The following is a 24,666-nucleotide window of genomic DNA, read 5'->3' as shown; positions in this document are numbered from 1 at the left end:
ATAGATGGATACGGAAACAATAGTTTCCATTTTGCGCCAAGGGCTTTACCTCGTGCTGATGGTATCCGCGGGCCCGATGGCAGCAGCACTGGTGGTTGGTCTCTTCATCAGCATTCTGCAGGCGACCACGCAGGTACAGGAGCAGACTCTGAGCTATGTACCAAAGATTGTTGCCGTCTCGACCGCGCTCGCCATCCTTGGTCCCTGGATGCTGAAAGAAGTTGTGCAGTTTACGCAAATGATTCTCAACTCGATCCCTTCGGTGCATTGATGGATATGTTGGGCGCTCTGCAAGGCATCCTCACGAACCTGGGCCTTCATACGAATATCCAGGACTTTTTGATGTTGTTTTTCCTGATCTTCACCCGCGTCGCCTCAGCACTAAACCTGACACCGTTTCTCGGTGGCAAGACTCTGCCTAGTCAGATCAAGGTGGGGCTTGCGGTGATGATCGCAGCTTTACTCTTTCCCGGACTAAACAAGACTGCCGGCCCAATGCCGGACAACTTCTTGTTCTACTGTGCTCTCTTGGGGAAAGAGTTTATGGTTGGCATGATAATCGGTTTCATCTCACAGATGGTGTTCTTCGGGGTGCAGATCGCAGGCACCATCATCGATACACAAAGAGGGCTGAACCAGATCACATACCTTGCCCCCGAGCTCCCCGGCAACGTCTCGGCTACTGGCAACCTCCAGATTCAGGCGTCGATCGCCCTATTTCTCGTGTTGGGGGGCCATCTATTTTTTATCCGAAGCCTAGGGCTTAGCTTTCTGGTCATCCCTCCAATTCAGCTCCCACACCTGACTCCCGGCTGGGAAGCTCTGGCGGAAGAGTTTACAAGAATCTCGGCCTCTGCCATTCGCATTGGCGTACAGTTGTGCGCTCCAGTTGTGCTTACCATCTTCCTCGTCGATATCTCGTTCGGCAGCATCCAAAAAGTGGCTTCATCGCTCAAGATTAGTAACGACACAAACACTGCAAAATCATGGATTGGCCTGGCTGTATTTTGCCTGTCGGCGCCTTTCTTCTTCGAACAGCTCCTCCGTTATCTAGCTTCCATGATCCCGATGATTGACCACTTTATAAAAAGTCTTGCTTAGCGCAGATTCAAGAATCGCAGTAGCTAGAAAGTCCTGAAAATGGCCGATAAAACGGAAAAACCAACACCCAAAAAGCTAAAGGAAGCCCGAGATAAGGGGCAGATTCCCAAAAGCAACGACCTTACGCAGGCGGTGTTGTTTCTAGTTGCCGGCGCCATGCTTTCAGGTTGGGGCCCGAGCCTCGTCGAACAGCTCAAGAAATTTATGATCGACTCGTTCGATGCAAAACTACTTTCAGGTCCCCTCGATGGCTTGCTGTTTGCCCAGAGAATCGGTAACGCCGAACTCAAGTTCCTGCTGCTGATTATTCCGTTTCTGGCCGCCCTTATGGTCGCTGCCGTTGCCGTCAACTTCGCTCAGACCCAAGGATTGATCTTCTCCCCCGCGGCCCTGGCGCCCAAGTTCTCAAAGCTAAACCCCGTCGCAGCTCTTCAGAGTATGTTTCTGAAGCCGAGGACCTACATCGAACTCGTCAAAACTCTACTGAAGTTTATTATCATCGCGTGGCTCGCCTATTCCACGCTGATTCCTGAGGTTAGGGATCTTATCCTCTCGAGCAGAATCGGTTTGCCCGAGGTCGCGTCGTTCGCCCCTATGCTTCTTTTCAAGTTGCTCTTCAAAGTAGGAGGCGTATTCCTGCTCTTCGGCGCTGCAGATTTTGCTATTCAGAAAAAGCTATTCATGAATGAGCTGATGATGTCAAAGGAAGAGATCAAGCAAGAATTCAAAGAGCAGGAAGGCGATCCTCATCTCAAGGGTGAGCGCAAGCAACTACAGAGGAAACTCCTGCAGGAAGCCGCAACAAAGCGAGTTCCTGAAGCAAAAGCGGTAATCATAAACCCCACGCACATTGCGGTCGCCATCGAATATGACGAGCAGATCATGAACGCTCCGCGATTGGCAGCAAAAGGCCAGCTGCAGATGGCAAAGCGGATCGTCGAGATCGCAAAAAAACATAAAGTCCCGGTTATCCGGAATATTCCACTCGCCAGAACCCTTTTTACATTAGAGCTCGATCAGGAAGTGCCTGAAGACCTCTACGGAGCGGTCGCAGAGATTCTGAACTTCGTCGAAAAGCTGGAGAACATCAATGAAAGTCAATAACGTTAATACGCAGTACGAGATTCCGGGCTTTGATATCGCACCCCAGGCGTTCGAACCAGGGGAAGACGATGATTTCGAAGATGCGCCCTATAGCCGCGATCCCGGTCTCATCTCCCCCCCTTCGGCAGGTGGATGGCAACAGCTTCTCGGCTTGTTGCAGCCCTCCCCTACACCTACGAGCATTGAACCCCCTACCCGTCAAATGACCGGCCGGTCGCGTCTCGGCGACACGGCTTCCTATTCGGTCGGGGGAAATCCGGAAGATCGCAACGACTCGCAATCGTCAGCGCTCTCGCCGAAGGTCAGCAGGATGATGACAATGCTCGCAGACCGTCAGGAAATCGTCGTCAAAATCCGCATCCGTGCTGCGGAGGTTGGTCAATGAGCTCAATTCCAGTAGGTTGGAACGATGAGGTAGCCTTCGCTGCAAGCGAGCGCGCATACCTTCTGCACTCGGAAGGTCGCTATCAAGAGTCGCTTGCCCTCTTCGAGGGATTGCTGGACCTCTACCCCGGCAATACTTACTACATGGATGCCATCGGGGCGATCTATTTGGCCTTGGACCGCCCCGAGGTGGCAGCCCAAATAGTGACGGAACTACTTCGTGACGATCCGTCCCATGTGCAAGCGCTTGTACGTCGTAGCGAAGCGTATATTTCGCTGCGCATGTCCCATGAGGCTGAAGCGGACATTCAACAGCTTCGAAGATTGGGTGCCCGAGATCATGCGAACCGCATGGCAATGCGCCTTCTGGCCTCCCGCGGAACGGGTCTTCGCGTGTAACTAAAAAAATTGCTTATTTCGGGAATTACCTCATCGGAAACGCGTTATTCCAGACAGAGCAAGAAAGCTCAACCAATAGGAGGAAACAATGGGTATCAGCGGTTTATTAGGCGGCATCCTGGGTAGTTTGGGTGGTGGGAACGATCAGACCACAGGCTCAGTGCCGGACAACAGTCAGAATCTCGCGAACTTGCAGAATTCCGACTCGCAGTCTCTTCAGCAGCAGCAGGCCGAGGACAACGAAGATCTCGCTTTCCAGCAGGCCAGCAAAGAAGAGCAGGATCGCGCTCAGAACGACAAATCGGCAATTCAGGCAATCATTTAGCTTATTTCCGGTTCTCTTTGATCACCGAATATGGTGCGGCGTTGATTAGTTGAAGCCGCACCATATCTCTTGGCAGAGCATAAGTTTTCGATACAGGCTTTCTCTCAATGTTAAAAAGCATCCTCGCACAATTCGAAAACGTTAAAACGGAGGTCCGGGGCGGCAATTTTAGTAGCGTCGTGACTCGATTCAGCGACTTGCTGTTGGTGGCCTGTATCGTTCTTATCGTTGGCCTCATGATCGTTCCGTTGCCAACGTTTCTTCTGGACATCTTCATCACAGCAAACATCACGATCGCCATTACGATTTTGATGGTTGCGCTCTACGTTTCCAACGGTGCGCAACTTGCTTCGTACCCTACCCTGCTGCTGCTTACGACCCTCTATCGCCTGGCGTTGGAAATTTCCTCGACCCGTCTAATCCTGCTGCGGGCCGATGCTGGCGATGTCATCAAAGCATTCGGAGAGTTTGTGGTCGGCGGTAACTTTGTCGTCGGCGCAGTGATTTTCCTCATCATTACCCTTGTGCAATTCCTCGTAATTACAAAGGGTTCCGAACGCGTCGCTGAAGTTGCCGCACGCTTCACCCTCGATGCGATGCCGGGCAAACAGATGAGCATCGATGCCGATCTCCGATCCGGTAGCATCGACTTCAAAGTAGCGCGTAAACGTCGTCAGGCGCTTGCCAAGGAATCGCAGTTCTACGGTGCCATGGATGGCGCTATGAAGTTCGTCAAGGGCGACGCCATAGCGGGCATCATCATCACCGTCATCAACATCGTCGGCGGTCTTATAATCGGCGTGGCCATGAACGGTATGCCAGCATCCGAAGCCCTGCAGACCTATTCCATACTCACAATCGGCGACGGACTTGTCTCGCAGATTCCCGCGCTGCTGATCTCCATCTCTGCTGGTCTGGTTGTTACACGCGTCGCCTCTGAAGATGAAGAAACAAACCTGGGCAGCGATATTGCTGTGCAGATTCTCGCGCAGCCGAAAGCGATCGGCATCGCATCCGTCATTCTACTGATCCTCGGCCTTGTCCCCGGCATGCCGAAGCTCGCCTTCCTTTTGCTTGCAACGGTAACCGGCGGCATCTCCTACGGGCTCTATCGGGCAACAGGGCTTAAAAAGCAGGCTAAAGACCAGGAGACAGAGAAGCTTAAGCAGATTGTTCCTCCGCCTTCGTCTGATCCTTCGATTACACGCACTGTCCCGCTCATCATGGAACTCGGTAAGGAGCTTGCCCCGTACGTTTCGTATGAGACAGCGACGGGCAAGGAATACTTCCGCAAGCTGGTCGAACTCCGAGACACACTGTACCGGCAGCTTGGGGTTGTCTACCCTGCTCTGCGAGTCAATCTTGAAATGCTCGCATTCGAAGGCAACAACAACTATCGCTTCTGGTTGCAGGAGTCGCCTATCGCCACTGGACGCATCATCAGCGACAGGCTTTTGGTAAACACCTCCGCGCAACAGCTATCTCAATACGGAGTTCAGGCAGAAGCCACCATGAATCCGGCGGATTTCAAACCCGCTGCCTGGATTTCGCGTGCCGATAGAGCGCGTGTTGCTTCTTTACAGGTCAAGATTTGGGAAACAGACGACATCCTCCTATTGCAGACTTCTCGCTTCCTTCGCTCGCATGCCATGGACTTCATCTCGGTGCAGGAAGTGCAGTGGATGATTAACGAAACACGAAAGCTCTACCCTGCTCTCGTAGAAGAGATCGTACCGAAGACAATTAGTCTGCAACAGATAACGGATGTGCTTAAGCGTCTGCTCAGCGAAGAAGTCAGCATCCGCGATCTCAAGGTCGTCTTGCAGGCAATCGGAGAATGGTACCGCATCGATGGCGGCGACACAATTGAACTCGTAGAACATATTCGTATGGCGATGCGGCGGCGGATTTGCTTTGGTCTCAGCGGCGGAAAGGCGCGCCTCCTTGTCTATCAACTCGATCCCGGCATTGAAGACATGCTGCGCGATGCAATTCGCCAGGGGCCGGCAGGTCCATTCCTTGCCATTGAATACGACCAGCGCACAAAACTGGTTCAAACGTTGCGCGAACAGATTGCCGATGTTTCCACGCGCACCCAAAGTCCCGTACTGCTTGTCGACGCCTCCGTTCGCAGATACATAAAGGTTGCGGTTGGCGATGACTTTCCTGAATTACGTGCCATCAGCTACAACGAAATCGCCCCGGAGGTCGAAGTGGAGCCGATTGGCACCATCACGTTCGCGCCTACGGAGGCGGTCGATGAAGGTCAACTATCACTAAAGTAGGTACGCTTCATATGACCACTGCACGGAGAACGACTACACTTGACAAACCGGCTGGCACCACCGACAAGCAGACGCTACTGCCTGATTGGATGACATTTCCAACCCTCAACGAGGCTTGGATTCAATCTGCCGACGGCACTATCGCGCTTATGGCTGAGCGCATCAAGACCTTTCAGGCGCTAACCACTTCGGCGCATCCGACAGAACGGGCACGAGCGCGCCTGATAGCTCAAAGCTATCTCCAGGTCCACGCTGTGCTGCAAGAGCTAAACACCACTTACAAGAAGACGGCTTCCGCCGAACGCAAAACTATCTAGGAGTCGCGAGTATGGATACAATTTCCCCCAATACTGGATTCTCCGCTCCTAACGATAGCGATCAGGGCCTGCAACAGGAGATTCAGCGGGTTCGCTTGCAGCAAGTACAGCTTTACTCACAGGCACAGGCCCAGATGTTGAAACAGAGCAAGGGGCCAAGCAACTTCCGAAAGATCATGAGTGTCGTCGCTGGAGCAGCGGCGGACGTATTCGCTCCTGGCCTAGGGGGCGCCATCGGAAGGATGGTAATTGGCAACAGCCAGTCGAACTCGGTAAATAATCTGGTCACGCTCAACGCCGTGAACACGTTTGCAGCTAATGCAGGGCTGTCTGGAAACCTTGGTGGATCTGCAAACTCTGCCAGCATCAACGCTGCGAACAACAGCACCGCTGCCTTGCAAGAAGCGAATACCGAGCATCTGAACGCGATTCAGCAGGAACTCTCCGATCTTGCGGGCCTACCCAAGGGACCCGACCCTGTATCCTTCCTCGCGCTCGCTGAAAAGACCAACACCGAGTCCGAGATCTTCCAAGCGACAACTGCAATCGCCAAAGCTAAGCACGAAGCTGCGATGGCGGCGATTCAAAACATCAAGGACTAAAGGACACGGAATGGAAAGATTGAACGTGAAGATTCCCACAAAAGAACTAGCGCTGATAATGGAAGTGGGACACCTTTGCCGATATGCACAACGCTTCCGCGAAGCCCGGGACATCTTCCAGGGCGTTGGCGCTCTCTTGCATGTACGCGATACCGCAGACCTCGCGTTAGCTGCCGTAGCTTTCGATCAGCAAAAGTTTGGCGAGGTAGAGACGCTCTGTCGGCGTGTGCTAAACAACGATAGGCGAAATGTATCGGCATACACGCAACTGGCGGAGCTATATATCTGTCGCAACGAAATGGCAGAAGCTCTAAACCTCCTGAAAGTGGCACGCGATCTGCGACCCGCGGAACCCGTCGCCTCATTTGTAAATTCTCTACAGCGGTTTACGGAATTGCGTCTCAAGCTCGAACAGGCTACCAAGCAAAGGGCTGCGACGCGCTGACCGCTTTTGCGGCTTACTCTCAAACGTTTCACACGAAGGACCTGAGTTATGCAAGTAACGCTGATACGCCTCAATACTTCCACGCAGGAAACAGTCGAAGCTCAGGTTAACCTCGAAGATCGAGTGGTTTTGGGGCGAAATCTTGGTAGTCCACTGTTACTTCAGGGTGAAGCGATTTCGCGGCAACACTTCGCGCTCTTCATAACTGACGAGCAACTCATGATTGAAAATCTGAGCGGTAATGGCACCCGTCTCAACGGTGAGTCCCTTGCTGTACAGAATCCCTTATCTCTGCAATCTGGTGATTTGGTGGAGGTGCCCGGTTATCAGATCCGCGTGGAACAACGGGAAGCCTCTCAGAACGAAGCGACGGCGGAAATAAAGATTCCAGTCTGGCAAAGCTACGGCAAAATGGCTCTTAACTTCTTCGATCCGCTTGAGATCACTCTGTTGCTCTGCGCTGTGGCATGTGTCTGCCTCTTCACTTATTACATCGCTACCTAGACAGATTTTAAGGCGAAGCATAAAAAGAGTTCCGCAGGGAATAACTTCCTTCGGTTTTCGATTCCTAACCATAGGACTACAAACCGGTCTCCACTTCTCGGACCTACTCGAAGAGGACAGCATGCCTATCAACACATACGGACCATCTGCACAGAACCCATACCTTACACAAGCATTTAACGGGGATGCCCCGCAAGAACCGTTGCGGGACGATCCTCTTTCCTCAGCGAACCAAGAGCACTCGAACGGATCAAACAACGACACGGAACTTACTGCCCACGTAGCAGACATGTATGGCAGTACCTCGGCACTTCCTGAGCAGCAACATCCCACTACAATTTACGGCTATCCCACCATCGGCCCCGGTAGTGCCGGCGGAACTTACGATCCTCACGCCATTTTGAAGAGGAGATATGAGCAGCAGGAGCAACACTATCCCATGGAGGAACAGGCCCCTCATGCGGCAGGACCGTATCAGGTTCACCAAACTGATGCAGGGCCATACTCAACCCGGCGTGGGTGGGGAGGACAACCCTTCGTTCAAACTCAGCAAGCTAACTTCAACAATGTAGGGATGCGGGGTGACTATGACTCTTTGGTTGCCACATTGAATTCGGCGGATCCGATACGGCAAGAGAATATGGCACAGGCCATGCTCACACACATGCAAGGGCAACCCGTAAATTTCGGCAGATTTACAGACGGGGAGCGGCATGCGATGACCCTCATGATGGGCATCACTCAGAACGCAGAGGAAAACCGGACTACTGGAAGTGCAGCTTTCGCGCGAGCTTCGCTCAGAAACATAGCCGACGGCGTATCCACGTTCTCCGAGGAATTCAATCGCCAAAATGGAGCCTATGTGCCTGCACATATAGGAGGAACCGGGCAAATGCGCGAATACGCTCCGGGAAGGCATATTGATCCTCGCGCAGACGAGACCGCAGCAAACATGAGCGATGACGAGGACTTCTCCTAGGTGCTTGGGCGCCTCTTAGTTCGGGTTTGATTGAACCGAGGGTCACAACCTGCCGAATTACGAATGATATCGAAAGATCGGTCTGGCCAGGAAGGCTATGGCTACTGCTTTGGCCTCCATCACTCGACTTCAAAACGCAAGCACAAGCCCAAATGAGTACTCACTTCTACAGGAAAGTCATCCTTCACAACGAAGCACTTTGAATACAAAAAGAGGCCACTCTGGTTTAGAGTGGCCTCTTTGCCGATAACCAGTCAACTTTTACTGAACGCTTAGATTGATCGTAGCCGTCTCCGTGATGTTGCCGGATGACGCTTTGATCGTGACCTGCTGCATTCCCATTGGCGTAGGGGTTGACGAAGGCGAGTTGGACGACGAGCATCCTGTAACCAGACCGGCAATCGTGAGGAAGAGCACGAAGGCTCCAAGGGTACGCAGCTTTCCATTCCCTGTTCGCTTGCATGAGAAGGCAAGAATTGAACCGAATGGGAACAGGGCGGCAACAGCAATGCCAGCCGCTCCGTTGTACAGAAAGGAACCCTGACCTTTCGCCATTGTGCCCGTAGTCTTGATCTGGACATTTGCAGTGCCGACAGCCGTGGCGCTCAGAGAAATCGAGCTGGGAGAGAACGTGCACGAAATTCCTACAGGCCCGCTGCAGGAGAGCGCTACATCACCGCTGAAGCCGTTGGTTGGGACCAGGCTGACGGTAGCCGAAGTACTCGAACCATCCGTCACAGTCGCTGCCGAGGTCGACGTACTGAAGCCGAAGGTGGGAGTGGAGGTTGTGTTGTTTGCCGAGGTAATTGTCGCAAACAGGCCGTGGGCCGCGCCGGTTAGTCCGGACGTAAAAAATAGCGTATTTGGGTCTCCGGTTCCGGGAGGAGTCGCGCTGCTAGTCCCGAAGGCAATCTCCCACAAAGATGGATTTGCTATGGCCTTGCCGTCAGAGTCGATGAGTTGGCCCAGGAAGGCATAGGTGGTCGGGTTATAGACGTTGATGACCCCGTCGCCAAAATTGCCCACCAGCAGGTCGCCGCCAAAGACTCCGAAGGTGCTCGGCGCGATCGCTACACCCCATGGAGCGTTTAGGTTGCCTCCATTTACGGCGGTCGCGACAAAGTTTCCGTTGAGGTCGAACACATCGAGAATGCCGTCCCCAGCGCCGACCGTCTGCCTGAAGGCCGTTACACCGTTCGTTGTGGTCGTCGAACGCAAGGCATAAGCAACATAAACCTGGTTGCCAATGACGTGAACAGAGAATGGAGAATAGCCGGCTGGGAGCTTCGGATCGGTAAAATTGCCCGACAGTTTATCCTGCTTGAAGCCGGTGTTATATACCTCGATGTCGCTCGCCTGACCGAAGTTTGCGGCAAGCAGGTAAGTGCCGGCTGAGTTGTTCAGCAGAGTCAGACCTGTATACGAAGCATTACCGGCGCTATTATTGACAACGACTTGTGCTGTACTACCGTTCATTCCAAGCACAGCATTCCAGCCCGAGATTGTGCCGTCTTTCGTAGCAAAGAGGAATGTTGGAGGAGCGCCGACCGGCAGCACAAATCCCGTCGCAGCGCCGGAAAAGATCACTCCCGTCGGCTGTCCCAGGGCGTTGCCCGAGGCCGGAGGAACATTGACGTCGAACTTCTCGGTACCGGTAGCCGTAGATACGATTTCAAGTCCGGACTTTTGGCCGCTGATCCAGGCCGTCGATCCAATGCCAATGCCCCAGGGATTGATCAGGTTTGGGTCAGTAACTGAAGCGGCTACAGAACCGTCGGAGATCAGATTTGTTACTTGATAGCTATTGCCAACCTGTGCAGATGCGACTGCAGAGACGCTTCCGAGCAACAATGCAATAAAAGCTTTGTACGCGTTCATCCGTCGCCAAGAAGATTCATTCGCCGCAATTTCACCGCCAAGGGTGCTCCGAAAAAATCTGCCTCTATTTATGATGCGCGCTGTCTCTCTCGCCTCAGTTTTTGTAACCGAGATCGTTTCAATCTCGGTCGGTCGTTCATTGCCAATCATTTCGATGATGCTCCTATTTGGATTTCTGTTGTACACAACAAGAAAGGCAAATAGTTATTCCCATCTCATTCGAACAAAACTTGGTCAGTTATAGTTTCATTCGGAAACGGTGAATCACAGGAATTCAAAAATAACTAAGTCATGGAGCGACTAACGGCTCAAACTGTCCTGAAACACAAGTGCGATCGCACGTAACCACACACTAGAACGTCTCAGTCATTTGGATTTGAAATTTCGGTTCCCTTGCACTACATTTTCTCTGTTGCTCGAAATCATCCGCTCCAGATCCGAGATCGAGTAAAAGAGAGAGTTCTTAGGCAATGGGAAATTATTGTTCACCAAGGGAATAAGGGGCCTTGTTAGCGTGTTCCACCATCAGCAGGTCGAAAACGGATTTATCTTATGCTTTTCAACTCGACCCGAAGATTGCACTACTCCTCGCATCTAACAACGAGACAGCTTCAGAATTCGATTTGGGATCAACCACTATCGATTCGTGGAAAACATGTTGGACTTTAACTTGCTCTTCCCTCTCCGTGCTCTCCTGCTTACCGCATGTGAATGCTCAAGGGAATAGGAGCGCGATCGAGGTCCCCGTTGACTTACCACTGCTGCGGAAAGCAAAAGGAGAAGGAGTCCGGACTATGAATGTATCAACGGAAGTTGGGTGTTCCGGGCGCCGGCAGCTGATTTGGGCGAGCAGAGAAAAGTATCGGACGCCATATCTGCGCTCCTACACGGTGCAGGTCCCATACACTACGATGTATTCGCTTATTGGGAACCGCGATGATCCATCCGCAAGCGTGAAAATGTGAATGGAGGGAAATCCCATTTTTTGTTCCTTGGCAAGGCGACTTGTAATGATATGAAAACAAAGAGATGTTAGTTCATTACTATTCAATTTCGTACAATACGAACATGTCTGGAAGTCCGGGTGAAGCCTTCGCTAAAAACGAACTTGGCAGTGAGCATGTGGATGGGCTGTATGGATACGCGATGGTTCTCACCCGCAACCGTGCGGAAGCGGAAGATTTGGTGCAGGAGACCTATGTTCGGGCGCTGGGAGCCGTTGGACGTCTTCGCGAGAATAGCAACATCAAGGGATGGTTATTTACAATTCTGAGAAATCTCTGGTTCAACGAATTACGAAGACGTCGGAGTTCGCCCGCAATTGTGGATATGGATGGAGATGACCATACAGCGGATAGCCTTGTTGGGAATGCGAGAAATGCACATGAGCTTTTTGTGAGCAATGAGGACTCCAGCATCGTAAGGTCTGCCATTAATGATTTGCCACTGGAATTTAGAGAGATCATCCTGCTACGGGAGTTTGAAGAGCTTTCTTATCAAGAGATTGCAGATGTGCTTGGCTGTCCGGCGGGCACTGTTATGTCGCGGTTGGGAAGGGCGCGCGCCAAACTTCGTGCGGCGCTTGCCGACATGTGGAGCGCCCCTGGCCGCTCCGAAAAGAGGAATCAATCATGAGCGATTGCGTGGATCGCAGCTCACAAATACAACTCTATCTTGACGACGAGCTGACCGGGAGCGACATGGAGGAGCTGCTCGCTCACTTGAAATATTGCGCAAGCTGCCGAAATGCGATGGAAGAAGCCGAGGCATTCGCTCGAAGAGTAGCGCAAGCGCGCCCATTTGCAGTTGCCCCGGCTGCACTGCGTGAGCGCATTGAGAACTTGGCAGCGACTCAGGCAGTACTCAAGCCGGAGATGCCGCTCCATGTGAGCAAAGGCCTGGTTGTGAGTTCCCGCAAGAAGACGATTCGGTATGCTCTGGCATTTGCAGCGATGCTCTTTTTTGTTATCGGTGGCTTGCTCCTTGTGTCACGTTTGCGGGTCGAATCGAATGCAAACAGTTTCGTTACAACTGCCATCGATTCCCATCGCGCGCTCTCAGACGCAAACCTTCAACTCGACGTGCAATCAGAATCGCCAAGCGTAGTTTCGGCGTGGTTCTCTCAAAGAGTCTCATTTCCATTTCGTATGCCAAATGCTGGCATTGCTGCTAACGATTTGGCCAAGTACAAGCTCCTCGGTGGGCGTTTGGTGACGTTTGGAGGAGAGCGAGCAGCGGTACTCGTCTTTCGGCTGTCAAAAGACTTGGTCACTGTACTGATTGTTCCGGACAGACATGCTCGAGCAATCGGTGGAAATGTGATGTACTCTGACGGAATTAAATTCCACGCCTTGAACCGAGATCGGATGCATGTCGTGACCTGGGAAAACAGGAACCTCACCTATGCATTGACCTCACACATCACGGGAGGCACAGCTCGCAGCTGTTCGGCTTGCCACGAGGGCGCTTCTCCTGAAGTAGTGAGTTCTCAATCTATTCGATGGATTCGGGAGGCACGGCCATCGCAGGATTTGCAGCAAACTCACGCCTACGCCGAGGTAGCCCCGGCAACTCGATAACCGACTTCAGAAACATTCTGAACAAGACCTTCCCTAGGCTTGTCGACTGGGCCGCTTCGATTTCCTAAGCCTCGAGATGCATCGCATCACGAAGGTGGTTGGCAGCAGGGGTGTAAATCGACTAACGCTTGTTGACAAGCGGCTTGCGCGCATGAGATCGGCTGTAGGCTCACGACGATGAACGCGTAGCTAGTGACACGATCGCCAGTAAGCTTTCCTCTCTCCGAACTTAGTACGATCTCGACGCGGGACGGCAGCGTCGTTCGTGGCCGATCCTGCCACTCAGGTTACGTATCCGGAATGTTCCGTTTGGGCTTCTGATTAGCGGCCAAGAGTATTGACCCATTCTCCCGCTCATTCGGTCACTAACAGACCCCACGAATCATCTTTTTTTGAGCTGCAATGGAATAACGTCACAAACAATACGTTATCCCTTTCAGTCCAGTTACGAACGACTTGAGTTGGTATCGAACATTCAACGTTCAGCGGGACGGAAGCCCTATGATTGCAGAATTGTCAAATAACCCAATAACGAAAATCGGAAGATACCGCATCACCGGCGAACTCGGACGCGGCGGCATGGGTATTGTGTACCAAGGCGAGGACCGGCTGATCGGAAGGCGAGTCGCAATCAAAACACTGACGGAAGTCACGCCTGAATTGCGCGAACGTTTTTACCTTGAAGCCAGATCGGGAATTCTCAGCCATCCAAACATCGTGACCGTGTATGAGTTGGGTGAGCATGAAGGAAGCCCATTCATTGCAATGGAGTTCATTGAGGGCGAGTCTCTTGAGAAGCTCTTGCGCGAGCAGAAGCGCCTGTCGTTGCTTGAGGCGCTCTCCATTGTGGAACAGATTTGTGCTGGTCTGGGCTATGCCCACGGACATGGCGTGGTGCATCGCGATGTGAAGCCCGCGAACATCCTTGTACGACCCGATGGGCGAGTCACGATCGTTGATTTCGGAATCGCCCGTCTGGCCGATCAAACAAAGCAACTTACAAAAACCGATACGCTGCTCGGAACCTTCCATTACATCGCTCCAGAACGTCTGAAAGGCGAAGCCAGTGACGGAAAAGCGGACATTTGGTCGGTCGGCGTCATGCTTTACGAGATGCTGACTGGCGAGTTGCCGTTTAAAGGCAGGGATGTTTCCGCCTTATATCGTGTGATCCACGAGCCATATGTACCGCTTGCCGAACATATACGGGACATGCCAGACGATCTCAGCCATGTTCTCGATAAAGCTTTGGCGAAACAGCTTAACGCACGGTATGCAACCGCGGAAGAGATGGCCTTTGATCTCCATGTGCTTGCACATGGTTTGAAGCACGATCGGGTTGGCTCGCTGCTCGAAACAGCTCGGCGGTTGACAGACCAAAGTCAGTTCGCCAGTGCACGAACAGTATTGTTGCAGGCGCAACGGATCGACCCAGCTAATACCGATGCCAAATCACTCTTAAGTGATGTGCAGGATCACCTCAGTCACGTGCACCGAGGCGAACAGCTGCGCCAAATCATCGGACAGGTGCAGGACGCTGAGAACGGCAGACGCTGGAGCGACGCAGTCCTATTGCTTCAGCAAGCTCAGAAGCTGGACACGGAAAATGCATTCAACCTCGACGAACGACTGAAAAATGCTCAAGAAGAGAAGAGCCAGCAGCAGAGAGTATTGGAACTCTGGAAGCGAGCTGACGATGCGCGCAACTTCGGCGACTTGACGGGCGCGCAGGATTATCTGGGACAGGCTTTGCAAATCGATAGTCGCAATACCGAGTTGCAGAATGCCTACTCAGATTTGCTCCGGGAACTGAAGCGTCAGCAACAACAGCTGCGCTTGGGCGAACTATTGCGAAGCGCCCAGGAGGAGAACGAAAGGCAACTCTACACTGAGGCAATCTCGCATCTGCGCGAGGCAGCAGAGATCGATTCTGCTCATCCTGAAGTTCAGAGCCTCCTGGTCTTCGCAATGACCCGGCAGGAGGAAAAGCGACAGCAGTCTCCGAATCTCGTTAAGTCAAAGGTGCAGGAGTCGCTCGATCAGCCGGACTCTGGTGCAGCGGAGGATCACGTGACCCGCTTACTGGAGACACTGCCCGTGGACGTATCGCCACTTAAACTTCCGTCCGAGATTGAAGATAAGAAGCGAAGGGGCGATATCGACCAGGCAGTTACGGCGTCGGTAAGCAAGCCAGAACTGATCGCGAATGCTAACGATGGCACCGACCCGACGAGGCTGCTTCAAATGCCGCAGCAACCGCCCGACGGGAGAGAAGGCGAAAACGACCTAACTCTCCAGTTCTCGGAGGCGCTGCTAAAGGCACAGTTGGGCGAGACTCCGATTATTGGCCAGGATCTGTCCCGGGAACTTCGCGCGAAGCAAGATGAACTTGCCGCCAAGGCAAAGTATGAGGAGATTCAGACAGCTGTCGAAAGAGCCGTCGCGGCCTGCGACACTGCAATCGCCGCAAACAAATTTGAGCACTGTTTGCGTTCACTGAACGATTTGGAAGAACAACATCCCCGGAACGTTGTGCTCGCTGCTGCCAGAAAAGCATGCGAATTGAATCGTAAACAGAAGGCAACACAATTACTTCAAGGGGCCACTCAGGCGGCGCAGCTGCAACTGCAGAACAAATCCGCCAAACAAGCTGAAAAAGCTTTGAGGGAGGTGGAGTATGCCTTGCCGTACGCAGCTCTGGATGTTCGTAATGATTGGAAGCGGCTGAAGGTTGAATGTGAACCTCCTTTGCCCGCAAAGCAACCGCCTTCAACAAGCGGCATTCCTGTGGAGCGCCGCAAAGTCGGGCTGTACGCCATGGGCGTTACGATGGCCGTCGCCTTACTTGCAATTGGGAAAATCTTATATCCCTGGCATGGAATTCCAGCTCAGGTTAAGCCCGTAGTCGTCAGTGCGCCGACATCCGCGCCGGCAGCAAGCGCTGCAATTTCGACAGATTTGGAGATAAACGCCTCACCCTGGGCAACGGTGGTGAGTGTTCAAGATAAATCTGGTAAGAGTATCGCTCTGCCTGGTAAAGACTCAACTACGCCGCTGCGATTGGATGCCGTTGATGGTGGAGTTTACGAAGTCACACTCGCCGGACCAGACAACAAACAGCAGACTGTGGCATGCAGAGTGTCCTCGAGCGAGCACCTATGCTCTGCGGATATGGAATCACCAAATGTGGAGCAGGTACTGAGGGGAAAACAACCATGAAGCTGAAATGGGGTGGAATATTACTTCTGGCCGCAACAACGATGATGGCGCAGACCTCGAATCAGGACAAGAGCGCCGATCAACTCCGCGATCTTGCCGGCATCGCGAAGAATTCCGGTGACCTTCTGGCCAATGCCAACTATATTTGCCAAGCGGCTGCTCTTGATAGCAAGAAGTACGAGAAGAAGTGCGCCCGAGCAAAAGAGGATGCCAACAACGCGCTCTTACAATTCCAGATAGACCTTAACACTGGTCGCACGGAAATACAACATAAAGACTATGGTGGCGCATTGCGTGATCTCGGCAAGATCACTTTCGGCACTAACAGACCTGAAGCACAGGATCTGATGCAACTCGCTCGGATCGCAAGCAACGGAGGAACGCCGGTTGATCTGACTAGCTACGAAGCTTTCAAATCTGCTCGCGCCGCCTATGGCAGTGGTGACTTCGACGTAGCTCAATCCGAAGCAAAACGCGTTCAGTCCCCTCCTCTCCAGAATGCCACCAACAAGCTGCTAACAAACATCAATATTTACCGCGATATGATGAAGCAGGGAGAGGCCTTGACTCGTAGTGGTGACTTGAAGGGGGCAGAGCAGAAGTATCAGTTTGCAGCACTCATCAAGCAAAATGGACCAGGCCAGCCTCAGGATCGCTTACAAGAACTGCGAGCGACGGAAGCACAAGCCGCAAACGCGAAGCCTGCTCCTCCTCCTGCACAACCGCCTGTTCCAGTTCAGCCGCAAGCCCTGAGCAAAGCGTCGCAACCTACCCAGACGAGCAATAATCGAGCGAGGACCAAGATATCGCCGATTCCTGCCCCGCATGAGCGAGGGCTGGGTTTAGGGGACGATGCGCGGCAGCTACCGAAATCGTCGCAGGCAAATGCACGAAAAGCTGAAGACGCCTCCGATAAGAAAGAGGCACCAGGGAATATACAGCAAAATTCCGAAGCTGTGGAAGAGACGCTGACACAAGGGGTAACCGACTTTTACGCATCGCATTTCTCGCACGCCGATGACGCAATCGAAGTGTATTTGCAGGGCGGCGGAACCCACTATGCTGGTGCAGCTCATTTCTATTTGGGCGCATCGCTTTTCACCCAGGCACTCCTGATGTCTCCGAATGATCGGCCTCGCGCCGAATCACTTCGCCGAAAGGCGCAGGCTCAGTTTACTGCCGCAAGACAACTGCACTACAAACCCGTAGAGTCGGCCGTATCGCCTAAGGTGCTCGCCGAATGGACGCAAATAGGTAATCAGCAATGATGGATCAGCAGGCTAGAAAGGCAGATGCGCAACAGCATGGCCTTCAGTCGAACCATTCCGCAACAATGACAGAATTGCGGGTGGAGGTGGCAGCACTCTCAGACGTGGGCTACAGGCGATCGAACAATGAAGACAGCTTCGGATATGACTCAAAGACAAATATCTTCGTAGTTTGTGATGGAATGGGAGGGGTGGCAGCTGGCGAAATTGCGAGTTATAAGGCGGTGGAGCTGACCCTCAAGACCTATAACGACCTAAGCAACCAGGAAGTGAATATCGAAGAGCGACTCCGTTCCGCTATCGCCAGTGCCAACGAGACCGTCTGGAACATGTCCCAACAAGACCACAGGCTCCGAGGTATGGGAACGACTTTGGTCGCGGCATCCATACTCCGAAATAGGCTTCTTATTGGTAATGTTGGCGATAGCCGGGCGTACTTCCTAAGAGACGGCAACTGTACACAAATCACGGAAGACCACTCGTATGTCGCAGAACAGATGCGCCATGGAGGGACGATCATAAACGATGAAGCATCTCACCGACTACGGCAATTCATCACACGGGCGGTGGGAGTGCAATCGAGCGTTGAGCCTGACCTCTTCACTCTCGACCTGGAACAAGCCGATATGATCCTGCTCACAACTGACGGTCTGACCCGTTACGCCGATGAGAACAAGCTCGCGCACCATATATATATGCACTCAAACATAGAAGAAATCTGCCGAGGGCTGATCGCTTTAGCTCACGAAGGCGGGGCGGAAGACAACGTAACTTGTATGTTGTTGCGCGTCTCTTGACTGGCAGGCTGTGGGACGACTCCGTAAGAAAGTCGCTTCAACGAATAATCCACATTCCTTAGCTCACGGTTTTACCTCTTGTTCACGGTCAGACGCTAATAATTAAGAATTTCTCGGACGAGAGCGCACTTAGATCCGATTCACGTTGAATCGTCAGCCCCATATCGCGTCTGTTGCACTCGTCAATACACCGTCTGCGAGAGTAGAGGGCAAGCTCCGAGTGGAAGAGATATATTATTGCGCTGCTCCAATCGATCCGAGATAGAAGTTCGTTTGCGGAAGCATGCTCTCGAAGAAACGAAAAGGAAGTTTCTACCCGAAAGCTCAACCGATTTCTCCACACGTAGAAGTCAGTGAGAAAGAATTCGCCGTGACGGCGACAAGAGCGTAGAAGGCGGATTTTGGTTTTCGCGGCGAGTGGCGAATCGGCACAGCAGAACCAACCAGCCCACAGTTCTTTATGTCGTACCTAGGTTTGGTAATGTCCTCTTCCTGTGTCATTCCCCAGCGTGCAGGACGAATTTGTTGAGCAAAGAATAGATGTCTAATGAAGCTGTTTATTCAGAGTCGTTCTTTCCTGTCTCTTACAGTAAAAACGATCACTGCCTTACGCCTAACGACCTCTCCTGTGATTCATCTGGTATTGCTTGGCAGGAATCGTGCAAATGAAGCTCACAGTCGCGGAAAATCACATCGATTGCTTTTTAAGCGTTCTACTCTTCGATTTAGTAATATTCGATGAATCGCGGAACAAACCATTTGTGAAGGTGTCCTAGTCTTCATGAAGCCAAACGCGTTCTCTGCTGAAGTATTTGCGTCTCGAAATATCGAAGATAGTCGAAAAGCATCAAACAAAACGCAGTCTCGTTATGCCTGGCAATGGGGATCGATGGCATTTTTGCTCGCCGTCGCCTGGATGACGCCGAATTCTGTTGCCCAAACGACGAAAGAGTCGATCGACGTACCTGCTCATTCCAGGCTTTTGCTGCGGGCCGTTGGCAATGGAGATCAAGTTTATGGCTGCGTCAACGGCGGTTGGTCATTACAGGGCCCAGATGCCAAGCTCCTCAATCAGGAAGGAGCCGTTATTGGGCGACACTTTGCGGGCCCTACCTGGCAGCTCAATGACGGTAGTCGGGTAAAAGGGAAGGCCATCGCTAAACAAGTTGCTCCCGATGCGACTGCCGTGCCGTGGTTGTTGCTTGAGTCGGTTGGCGGTACCGGAAGATTAGCGGCGGTACGATTTATCCAGCGTACCGAGACGCACGGAGGAAATGCGCCTGACGGGAGTTGTAGCCAGAACGAAAAGCGCAGAATTTCTTACACAGCGACATATTCTTTCTATGAAGCGAAACCATGAAAAAATCGCGCTCACAGTTAGAAGGATGCAGGCATCGGCAACGCCTACATTCCGAGAATAAGTCGAAGCCAGACCGGCTAAATTTTTGCCCAAGGACTCTGCATTCTGCATCAACCGCCCCCTGTGCCTGCATCGTCCCAACCGATGAGCCCATTCTTCTTCGCATCCCCATAACTCGCCCACGAACTATGCCCCACGGTTCTTCGAAAGACCTCGACCCTGTCCCTCGCCATCCGCAATCTTCCCAATCGGACCCGACAGGGCTCATCATCCCGTGGCAACACCGCGGATCCCATCTTCATTATTAAGAGCGCCGTCGACACGCTTACTTATGCCCCGGGAATAAAAGCAGCGGCACCGTGTTCAGACTTACCGGGAAAGCCAGCGAGGTCTCGCTTTTCGCCAGACCTCGTACGTTGTGTCTGTGGCCGATGTCAAAAGACTCTTCCTCGCAGGAACACCACCGGCTGTTATTTGTTTTCTTTCGGGCCCGCTTGTACTGACTCTGCCGTTCCAGAAAACCTGTTTCAATTTTATCCTCGCTAACCACCAAAAGGTTTTATGAGAATTCTTATTGCGTCTACACCGGCGCCCGGACACCTCAATCCACTTCTGTCCATCGCCTCACCCTTCGTAGAGTCCGGGCCGCGAGGTCGCTGTGCAGGTCAACGAAGACTTGCGTCCCGCCGTCGAAGCTGCCGGATATCGCTTCCTCTCAGAGATTCCCAATGCTCAAACCTCAATAGGCTATTACTTCGAGAGCTATCCCGAGCGTATGCAGAAGTCGCCCGATATGGAGATGACCGGTTACGATCTCGTCCATTTTTTTGCCCGCGTCCTTGCCGCCCAGTTCGCCAGCCTCAAGATGTCGCTTTACGACTTCCAAGCCGATCTCATTCTCACTGACTCCCTCTACTGGGGCACGCTGCCCATGCTCGTCGGCCCTCGCGCTGCACACTTCCCTGTCAGCGACGAGTCTGCATTCCTAGTCTCAACTAGAAACGGAAAGCATCATGTCTTCGACCTCCGTTGAACTCCAGCCTCTCGAACTCCAACCCAGCGGTCCTCTCCGCCACTCGGCGCCTTTGAGGAGCTCTTCTGCCTCTTCGACTAACACTTTCCTACCAACGCTGCACTTGCAGCACAAATCACCGGCGCCACAACCGTCCGGCAGTGGCGCGATGCGCTCGATGCAGTGCAGCAGCGCCAACCGTTTCTCTCTTCCTGCATCGACACCACCCTCAACCGCGTCCCTCACTTTCGCCGCGTCACCGGTTCTAACATTCCCCTCCGCGTGGTTACATCGCCCGGTGCACAGTGGCAGCAGGAGATCGCCGAAGAGGTAAACGCACCTTTTACTCCCGATCAGACTCCTCTCTTCCGCGCTGTACTGCTCCATCAGGAGACGCACTGCACCTTTATCCTCTCCTCTCATCACGCTGTCTGTGACGGCTCCTCTCGCATCTTTCTCCTTCGCGACGTCCTCCTCGCCCTCAGCGGACATCCTCTCGAGGCTCTGCCTCTGGCACCATCGCGCGAAGCTCTCTTCAGAGCACAACAGCGCATCTCCGCCGAGCCCGGCCTGCCATCCTTTGCCGCGCAACGCCATCTCATGCCGCATGTGGAAGGGATTAGACTAACGCCAGAACACACTATTGCACTCCAGCGTCGAGCCCGCGAGCAAGGCGTTACCATCCATGCCGCTATCTCCGCCGCGCTTACCGTCGGAGGCAGAGCCATCGATAAAAACTGGCGCAATAACCCGCTCCGCATCATGTCGCCTGTGGAGATTCGTGACGTCCTTGGCCTCAAAGATCAATGCATCGTCTCTTTCTGTGGTGGTGAGATTTCTATCGCGCCAGGCAGTTCGATGACGTTCTGGGAGCTCGCACGCTTCGCGAAAGATGGCCTCTTTGCCGTCAAGAGCACAGAGAGTATCTCCAGGATGATCGATCTTCAATCCGCAGTCGTCTCTTCCAACCTGACCGTCGATCAGGCATTTCAACTCAAGCGAAACGCGTTCAACGCACAGGTCATGTTCTCCAACCTCGGCCGTCTCCCATTCGACAGCGTATTCGGTCCCTAAAGCTCGAAAGCCTCTGGGCACCATGTGCTCTCCGTGGAATCGACGGGGAACAGCCCCTCGGAGCGGTCACCGTCAACGATTCGCTGCACCTGGCGCATACTAGCCCGGTGCCAATCCGCGGCCTGCTCGAACGTATGGAAGAAGTACTCCGCAAAGCCTGCACGATCTTGCGAGGGGCTTCCAGCATAGCCAACTAGGTTTCGTCGAGAAAAAAATTGCGTAGCAAAGCTCGATTGCTGAAAGGGTCGGCACCTAATCGGAGACCGGCGATCTGCTAATCCTTCTGTCTTCCGTAATGCATCTATCCCTTGATCTTGGCACACACAATAGCCAAGTCACACAAAGGGTCCGATTCACTTAAGTTGGATAGTGGCTAATCTTCGAAATGTCCACGAACTCAAATCGCAGGAGTGCACAATCCATACAGTGGAGTTCCGGAGTTCCTGGTACGAGCACTCTCATACCTCAACCTCTGCCGTGTAAAATCTCCAAACTCGACAGCATGAGCGAGCAGAAAACAAGTAGGTAACAACGGGTGACAGCTCTTATTCCTATGAATGTTCCCTGACCACCCGTTCTGAACGCAACTTAAATGCGGTATGGACGGTGCCCATTACCGCATCGCTTTCTGATTGTCTTCTGCCTTCATGCAAAACCTTAGTGTGTAATACCGAAGCTCTGCGGATTCTCTCCAATCTTATTCAGATAGTTGCTCAGTTCTGTGGTGTCGCCGCCAGTCTTCTTGAGATGATCGGCTTCTTTCTGCATGTAATTATTGAATTGATCTTGCGTAATCGGGTGTCCATGGTCCGTGCCGTCAAGCCGGATGTAGGGAGTCAGCTCTCCCTCAGATGCGCCGATGTTATTACCGAATTTGTGCACAGCCGTACCGTTAGCATGTTTCGTTTCATATCCGTTTTCGAAGGCCTGTGCTTCAAGTTTGTGAACGTCTTTGGCAACACTCGTGTTGTATTTCGCTGGCTTGCCATTGGAGGACTCTTTTTTGATCTGACTATTAATCGCGGAGTCGCTCATCTTCGTGGTATTGAAGCCAGGCTTGTGTTTCCCTTTGTGCGGGAAGACAGCGTCTGATTTCTCCGGCCATTTCCGCACCTCCGCGTTTTGGCCCGCTTGGCTGCTCCCCGCATGCTTCGCGTCTTCCAGCGCATCGTTCGCGTAACCGAGGTGTTCCTTTGCAAGCCCAAAATTCCCTTGTTTAAAGGCCGATTCCGCATCCTGAGTGTGCCCCTCTACTTTTCGCCGGGTGTCGTTTGGCAGAGTCTTTGCTTCACTGCCGGCACGGTTTAGACCTTCTGACAGTTCTTGATGCGCCTGTCTCACCTGCTCTTTCTTGACATCGCCTAATTTGTCGTAGCCTTTCTGCATCTTTGGATTGGAACTCAACCAAGTATCAAAATTGTTTGGCTCGGGAGTTGTCGTATTCTGCGATGTCCCCCCCGCTGTCGCTTGCGGAGAACGCGTCGACCCTCCTGGCGCGTGAAATTCCGACGCGCTGTCGTTTGCATAGGACTTCAGAAAATCTGAGCCCTCCGTTGGGCTGCTATTGGTAGCTGCTGCGCCTTCAGAGTGCGAAGACCCTGGAGCGACTGCCCCGGAAGATGTTTCCTCATACGAAGGGACATGAGTTATTTCGGGGCTACTTGTTACATGAAGGGGACTCATCAATTAATCCTTTGGACCAGTGAACGCCGGTCACCAAGAATAACTTGTTGCAAGCAGAAATATTCCCTCCTTTAATTCCATAGAACGGCTTGCTGCAAAGCACAAGCAAGGCCCTTAGACTCAGGGTGCCATCGCCCAGTCGACGTAGCAGACAGTCAGCGCGACAAGGCATTGTCTGCCCCAAGATCCAGTCCCCGAGTCCGATCCGCTGAGCGCCCATGAACCAACATCACAACTCGTATATTTTGAGGCTGCTTGGAAGCTTTAATTTCCGAAAGAAGATCGCAACAATCAAACTGCGGTAGATCCGCTCCAAAAATGACGACGTCGGGTGCGAAAGCGAAAATGGCCTCCAATCCCTCGCTGGGAGTCAGTGGAACCTCATATCCCGAGTCTTGCAACAAAGGAGGGAAAGCTGCTCTCAGAGCGTCGTCAGACTCCACAATTAGCACTCTCCCAGTTTGGTCGTTCATAACATTCTTTCTTCGCGGGCCGAACCGGGGGTTAGCTGCCACAGCAACGTCGAAATCTGCCCTTCGTTCACGCGTTGCCCTCTGGTAAGAGACGATTAACGGCAAGATTGCAGAGATGGGCTCGTCGCCGCCCAACGGACCACCTGGACTCTTCAAACTCTGGCGTCACTCGATTTCATGAGCAAGAGGGGGTCCAGGCGACGTCCTTCTTCAATAGATAGAACGACGCCGCCAGTCGGAACCACATCTCTTCTCAGGAAGGCGACATTTTGACTATTAGGATTTCTTTTGGGAAAGAATTGTCTTCTTGCCGAAAGAGCTGATCAGGTAAAAAGACGCTCCAAGGGCTATAACATCCTTGAAAAGGAACAGGCCCAAGTTATTCATGTACCGCATACCGTGGTAGGAAATAGTTGCGTCCGGGGTAGTGATGAGCATCGTACTCGTCGTAAAGAACATCACCGTTAAGATGAGCCCTCCTACGATACCCGCCTTGGGTCTGAAATAGCCCGCGATAAGCAGAACTGCCGCAATCCACTCGGTAAGGCCGATAAGATCCGACCCGATATAGGGACCGAATACCTTAAAGTGCCACGAGATCAGCGGACTGTTGGAAACCAGCGGAATGATGCCTTCCGCGCCGGGAGCTGTCATCTTAAAAGACCCGGCCCAAAGCAGCATAACGATCATGCCGATACTAGTGACCAGGAAGGGGATATTGTGATCATTGATCCATGCAGCCAATCTGGTCAAATTGCTTTCTGTTCCCGTTAGAAACCCGCTAAGCTTGTACATCGTTCTCTCCTCTCGCTCCGGAACTTCCGGTGTCTTCGCTAGAGACTTGATAAATCTTTCCATCGTGCTCTCCTTTTGCTCCG

At 52.7% G+C, this 24,666-nt stretch carries 24 protein-coding genes; 20 read left to right on the top strand and 4 right to left on the bottom strand.

Features of this window, described 5'->3' with window-relative positions:
- The first annotated feature begins 4 nt into the window (after nucleotides 1-4).
- The 12 genes from fliQ to AC5S26_RS17375 all read left to right on the top strand — a co-directional run bounded on the left by fliQ (nucleotide 5) and on the right by AC5S26_RS17375 (nucleotide 8,445).
- Nucleotides 5-271: a flagellar biosynthesis protein FliQ gene (gene fliQ, locus AC5S26_RS17430; RefSeq protein ID WP_494186202.1), complete on the top strand. Its 267-nt coding sequence runs from the start codon at nucleotides 5-7 to the stop codon at nucleotides 269-271.
- Complete coding sequence (locus AC5S26_RS17425; RefSeq protein WP_494186201.1) at nucleotides 271-1,101, top strand: EscT/YscT/HrcT family type III secretion system export apparatus protein; 831 nt, start codon at nucleotides 271-273, stop codon at nucleotides 1,099-1,101. Before fliQ ends, AC5S26_RS17425 begins: the two co-directional genes overlap by 1 nt.
- Before the next feature lie 39 nt (nucleotides 1,102-1,140).
- Nucleotides 1,141-2,205 (top strand): EscU/YscU/HrcU family type III secretion system export apparatus switch protein, encoded by a 1,065-nt coding sequence (locus tag AC5S26_RS17420; protein ID WP_494186200.1) that lies wholly within the window; start codon nucleotides 1,141-1,143, stop codon nucleotides 2,203-2,205.
- Nucleotides 2,192-2,590: a hypothetical protein gene (locus AC5S26_RS17415; protein WP_494186199.1), complete on the top strand. Its 399-nt coding sequence runs from the start codon at nucleotides 2,192-2,194 to the stop codon at nucleotides 2,588-2,590. Before AC5S26_RS17420 ends, AC5S26_RS17415 begins: the two co-directional genes overlap by 14 nt.
- The gene (locus AC5S26_RS17410; protein WP_494186198.1) at nucleotides 2,587-2,988 is read left to right on the top strand and encodes a tetratricopeptide repeat protein; all 402 of its coding nucleotides are present in this window, start codon (nucleotides 2,587-2,589) and stop codon (nucleotides 2,986-2,988) included. The genes AC5S26_RS17415 and AC5S26_RS17410 overlap by 4 nt, the downstream gene beginning before the upstream one ends.
- Nucleotides 2,989-3,076: 88 nt before the next feature.
- The gene (locus tag AC5S26_RS17405) at nucleotides 3,077-3,313 is read left to right on the top strand and encodes a hypothetical protein (protein WP_494186197.1); all 237 of its coding nucleotides are present in this window, start codon (nucleotides 3,077-3,079) and stop codon (nucleotides 3,311-3,313) included.
- A gap of 179 nt (nucleotides 3,314-3,492) precedes the next feature.
- Nucleotides 3,493-5,598 (top strand): type III secretion system export apparatus subunit SctV, encoded by a 2,106-nt coding sequence (sctV, locus tag AC5S26_RS17400; protein WP_494186196.1) that lies wholly within the window; start codon nucleotides 3,493-3,495, stop codon nucleotides 5,596-5,598.
- A gap of 11 nt (nucleotides 5,599-5,609) precedes the next feature.
- The gene (locus AC5S26_RS17395; RefSeq protein WP_494186195.1) at nucleotides 5,610-5,915 is read left to right on the top strand and encodes a hypothetical protein; all 306 of its coding nucleotides are present in this window, start codon (nucleotides 5,610-5,612) and stop codon (nucleotides 5,913-5,915) included.
- Between the two features lie 11 nt (nucleotides 5,916-5,926).
- Nucleotides 5,927-6,517 (top strand): hypothetical protein, encoded by a 591-nt coding sequence (locus tag AC5S26_RS17390; protein WP_494186194.1) that lies wholly within the window; start codon nucleotides 5,927-5,929, stop codon nucleotides 6,515-6,517.
- Between the two features lie 25 nt (nucleotides 6,518-6,542).
- Nucleotides 6,543-6,962, top strand: coding sequence for a hypothetical protein (locus AC5S26_RS17385; RefSeq protein ID WP_494186193.1), 420 nt, complete (start codon nucleotides 6,543-6,545; stop codon nucleotides 6,960-6,962).
- A 48-nt stretch (nucleotides 6,963-7,010) separates the two neighbouring features.
- Nucleotides 7,011-7,466, top strand: a complete 456-nt coding sequence (locus tag AC5S26_RS17380) for an FHA domain-containing protein (RefSeq protein WP_494186192.1) — start codon at nucleotides 7,011-7,013, stop codon at nucleotides 7,464-7,466.
- A gap of 121 nt (nucleotides 7,467-7,587) precedes the next feature.
- Complete coding sequence (locus tag AC5S26_RS17375) at nucleotides 7,588-8,445, top strand: hypothetical protein (protein ID WP_494186191.1); 858 nt, start codon at nucleotides 7,588-7,590, stop codon at nucleotides 8,443-8,445.
- A gap of 261 nt (nucleotides 8,446-8,706) precedes the next feature.
- Here the strand turns inward: AC5S26_RS17375 and AC5S26_RS17370 are convergent, their stop codons facing one another.
- Nucleotides 8,707-10,323, bottom strand: coding sequence for a TIGR03118 family protein (locus AC5S26_RS17370; protein WP_494186190.1), 1,617 nt, complete (start codon nucleotides 10,321-10,323; stop codon nucleotides 8,707-8,709).
- A 1,029-nt stretch (nucleotides 10,324-11,352) separates the two neighbouring features.
- Between AC5S26_RS17370 and AC5S26_RS17365 the strand changes: the two genes are divergently transcribed.
- The 8 genes from AC5S26_RS17365 to AC5S26_RS17330 all read left to right on the top strand — a co-directional run bounded on the left by AC5S26_RS17365 (nucleotide 11,353) and on the right by AC5S26_RS17330 (nucleotide 21,632).
- Nucleotides 11,353-11,958 carry a sigma-70 family RNA polymerase sigma factor gene (locus AC5S26_RS17365; protein WP_494186189.1) on the top strand — a complete coding sequence of 202 codons (606 nt, stop codon included), beginning with the start codon at nucleotides 11,353-11,355 and terminating at the stop codon, nucleotides 11,956-11,958.
- On the top strand, nucleotides 11,955-12,902 hold the full coding sequence (locus AC5S26_RS17360; protein ID WP_494186188.1) for a zf-HC2 domain-containing protein: 948 nt from the start codon (nucleotides 11,955-11,957) through the stop codon (nucleotides 12,900-12,902). Before AC5S26_RS17365 ends, AC5S26_RS17360 begins: the two co-directional genes overlap by 4 nt.
- A 501-nt stretch (nucleotides 12,903-13,403) precedes the next feature.
- Entirely contained in the window at nucleotides 13,404-16,121 is a 2,718-nt protein-coding gene (locus AC5S26_RS17355) for a serine/threonine-protein kinase (RefSeq protein WP_494186187.1), read from the top strand.
- The gene (locus tag AC5S26_RS17350; RefSeq protein ID WP_494186186.1) at nucleotides 16,061-17,389 is read left to right on the top strand and encodes a hypothetical protein; all 1,329 of its coding nucleotides are present in this window, start codon (nucleotides 16,061-16,063) and stop codon (nucleotides 17,387-17,389) included. Before AC5S26_RS17355 ends, AC5S26_RS17350 begins: the two co-directional genes overlap by 61 nt.
- Nucleotides 17,386-18,186 (top strand): Stp1/IreP family PP2C-type Ser/Thr phosphatase, encoded by an 801-nt coding sequence (locus tag AC5S26_RS17345; protein ID WP_494186185.1) that lies wholly within the window; start codon nucleotides 17,386-17,388, stop codon nucleotides 18,184-18,186. Before AC5S26_RS17350 ends, AC5S26_RS17345 begins: the two co-directional genes overlap by 4 nt.
- A gap of 781 nt (nucleotides 18,187-18,967) precedes the next feature.
- The gene (locus AC5S26_RS17340) at nucleotides 18,968-19,546 is read left to right on the top strand and encodes a DUF3455 domain-containing protein (protein WP_494186184.1); all 579 of its coding nucleotides are present in this window, start codon (nucleotides 18,968-18,970) and stop codon (nucleotides 19,544-19,546) included.
- A gap of 658 nt (nucleotides 19,547-20,204) precedes the next feature.
- Complete coding sequence (locus AC5S26_RS17335) at nucleotides 20,205-20,579, top strand: hypothetical protein (RefSeq protein ID WP_494186183.1); 375 nt, start codon at nucleotides 20,205-20,207, stop codon at nucleotides 20,577-20,579.
- A gap of 162 nt (nucleotides 20,580-20,741) precedes the next feature.
- Nucleotides 20,742-21,632, top strand: a complete 891-nt coding sequence (locus AC5S26_RS17330) for a phthiocerol/phthiodiolone dimycocerosyl transferase family protein (RefSeq protein WP_494186182.1) — start codon at nucleotides 20,742-20,744, stop codon at nucleotides 21,630-21,632.
- Nucleotides 21,633-22,289: 657 nt separating this feature from the next.
- Here the strand turns inward: AC5S26_RS17330 and AC5S26_RS17325 are convergent.
- The 3 genes from AC5S26_RS17325 to AC5S26_RS17315 form a co-directional block, all read right to left on the bottom strand.
- The gene (locus AC5S26_RS17325; protein WP_494186181.1) at nucleotides 22,290-23,018 is read right to left on the bottom strand and encodes a hypothetical protein; all 729 of its coding nucleotides are present in this window, start codon (nucleotides 23,016-23,018) and stop codon (nucleotides 22,290-22,292) included.
- Between the two features lie 452 nt (nucleotides 23,019-23,470).
- Nucleotides 23,471-23,788: a response regulator transcription factor gene (locus tag AC5S26_RS17320; RefSeq protein ID WP_494186180.1), complete on the bottom strand. Its 318-nt coding sequence runs from the start codon at nucleotides 23,786-23,788 to the stop codon at nucleotides 23,471-23,473.
- Between the two features lie 276 nt (nucleotides 23,789-24,064).
- A complete protein-coding gene (locus AC5S26_RS17315; RefSeq protein ID WP_494186179.1) occupies nucleotides 24,065-24,583 on the bottom strand; it encodes a DUF417 family protein in 519 nt (172 codons plus the stop codon).
- Between the last annotated feature and the right edge of the window lie 83 nt (nucleotides 24,584-24,666).

This window comes from Edaphobacter sp. FHG110511_03, assembly GCF_059115365.1.
The sequence above is the reverse complement of the archived record's forward strand: the minus strand, read 5'-3'. Positions and strand labels throughout refer to the sequence as shown.

Bases quoted from the DNA above. Each gene is read 5' to 3' on its own strand.
- fliQ (WP_494186202.1), top strand. From the start codon at position 5: ATGGATACGGAAACAATAGTTTCCATTTTGCGCCAAGGGCTTTACCTC.
- AC5S26_RS17425 (WP_494186201.1), top strand. From the start codon at position 271: ATGGATATGTTGGGCGCTCTGCAAGGCATCCTCACGAACCTGGGCCTT.
- AC5S26_RS17420 (WP_494186200.1), top strand. From the start codon at position 1,141: ATGGCCGATAAAACGGAAAAACCAACACCCAAAAAGCTAAAGGAAGCC.
- AC5S26_RS17415 (WP_494186199.1), top strand. From the start codon at position 2,192: ATGAAAGTCAATAACGTTAATACGCAGTACGAGATTCCGGGCTTTGAT.
- AC5S26_RS17410 (WP_494186198.1), top strand. From the start codon at position 2,587: ATGAGCTCAATTCCAGTAGGTTGGAACGATGAGGTAGCCTTCGCTGCA.
- AC5S26_RS17405 (WP_494186197.1), top strand. From the start codon at position 3,077: ATGGGTATCAGCGGTTTATTAGGCGGCATCCTGGGTAGTTTGGGTGGT.
- AC5S26_RS17395 (WP_494186195.1), top strand. From the start codon at position 5,610: ATGACCACTGCACGGAGAACGACTACACTTGACAAACCGGCTGGCACC.
- AC5S26_RS17390 (WP_494186194.1), top strand. From the start codon at position 5,927: ATGGATACAATTTCCCCCAATACTGGATTCTCCGCTCCTAACGATAGC.
- AC5S26_RS17380 (WP_494186192.1), top strand. From the start codon at position 7,011: ATGCAAGTAACGCTGATACGCCTCAATACTTCCACGCAGGAAACAGTC.
- AC5S26_RS17375 (WP_494186191.1), top strand. From the start codon at position 7,588: ATGCCTATCAACACATACGGACCATCTGCACAGAACCCATACCTTACA.
- AC5S26_RS17370 (WP_494186190.1), bottom strand. From the start codon at position 10,323: ATGAACGCGTACAAAGCTTTTATTGCATTGTTGCTCGGAAGCGTCTCT.
- AC5S26_RS17365 (WP_494186189.1), top strand. From the start codon at position 11,353: ATGTTAGTTCATTACTATTCAATTTCGTACAATACGAACATGTCTGGA.
- AC5S26_RS17360 (WP_494186188.1), top strand. From the start codon at position 11,955: ATGAGCGATTGCGTGGATCGCAGCTCACAAATACAACTCTATCTTGAC.
- AC5S26_RS17355 (WP_494186187.1), top strand. From the start codon at position 13,404: ATGATTGCAGAATTGTCAAATAACCCAATAACGAAAATCGGAAGATAC.
- AC5S26_RS17350 (WP_494186186.1), top strand. From the start codon at position 16,061: ATGCTCTGCGGATATGGAATCACCAAATGTGGAGCAGGTACTGAGGGG.
- AC5S26_RS17345 (WP_494186185.1), top strand. From the start codon at position 17,386: ATGATGGATCAGCAGGCTAGAAAGGCAGATGCGCAACAGCATGGCCTT.
- AC5S26_RS17340 (WP_494186184.1), top strand. From the start codon at position 18,968: ATGAAGCCAAACGCGTTCTCTGCTGAAGTATTTGCGTCTCGAAATATC.
- AC5S26_RS17325 (WP_494186181.1), bottom strand. From the start codon at position 23,018: ATGCAGAAAGGCTACGACAAATTAGGCGATGTCAAGAAAGAGCAGGTG.
- AC5S26_RS17320 (WP_494186180.1), bottom strand. From the start codon at position 23,788: ATGAACGACCAAACTGGGAGAGTGCTAATTGTGGAGTCTGACGACGCT.
- AC5S26_RS17315 (WP_494186179.1), bottom strand. From the start codon at position 24,583: ATGTACAAGCTTAGCGGGTTTCTAACGGGAACAGAAAGCAATTTGACC.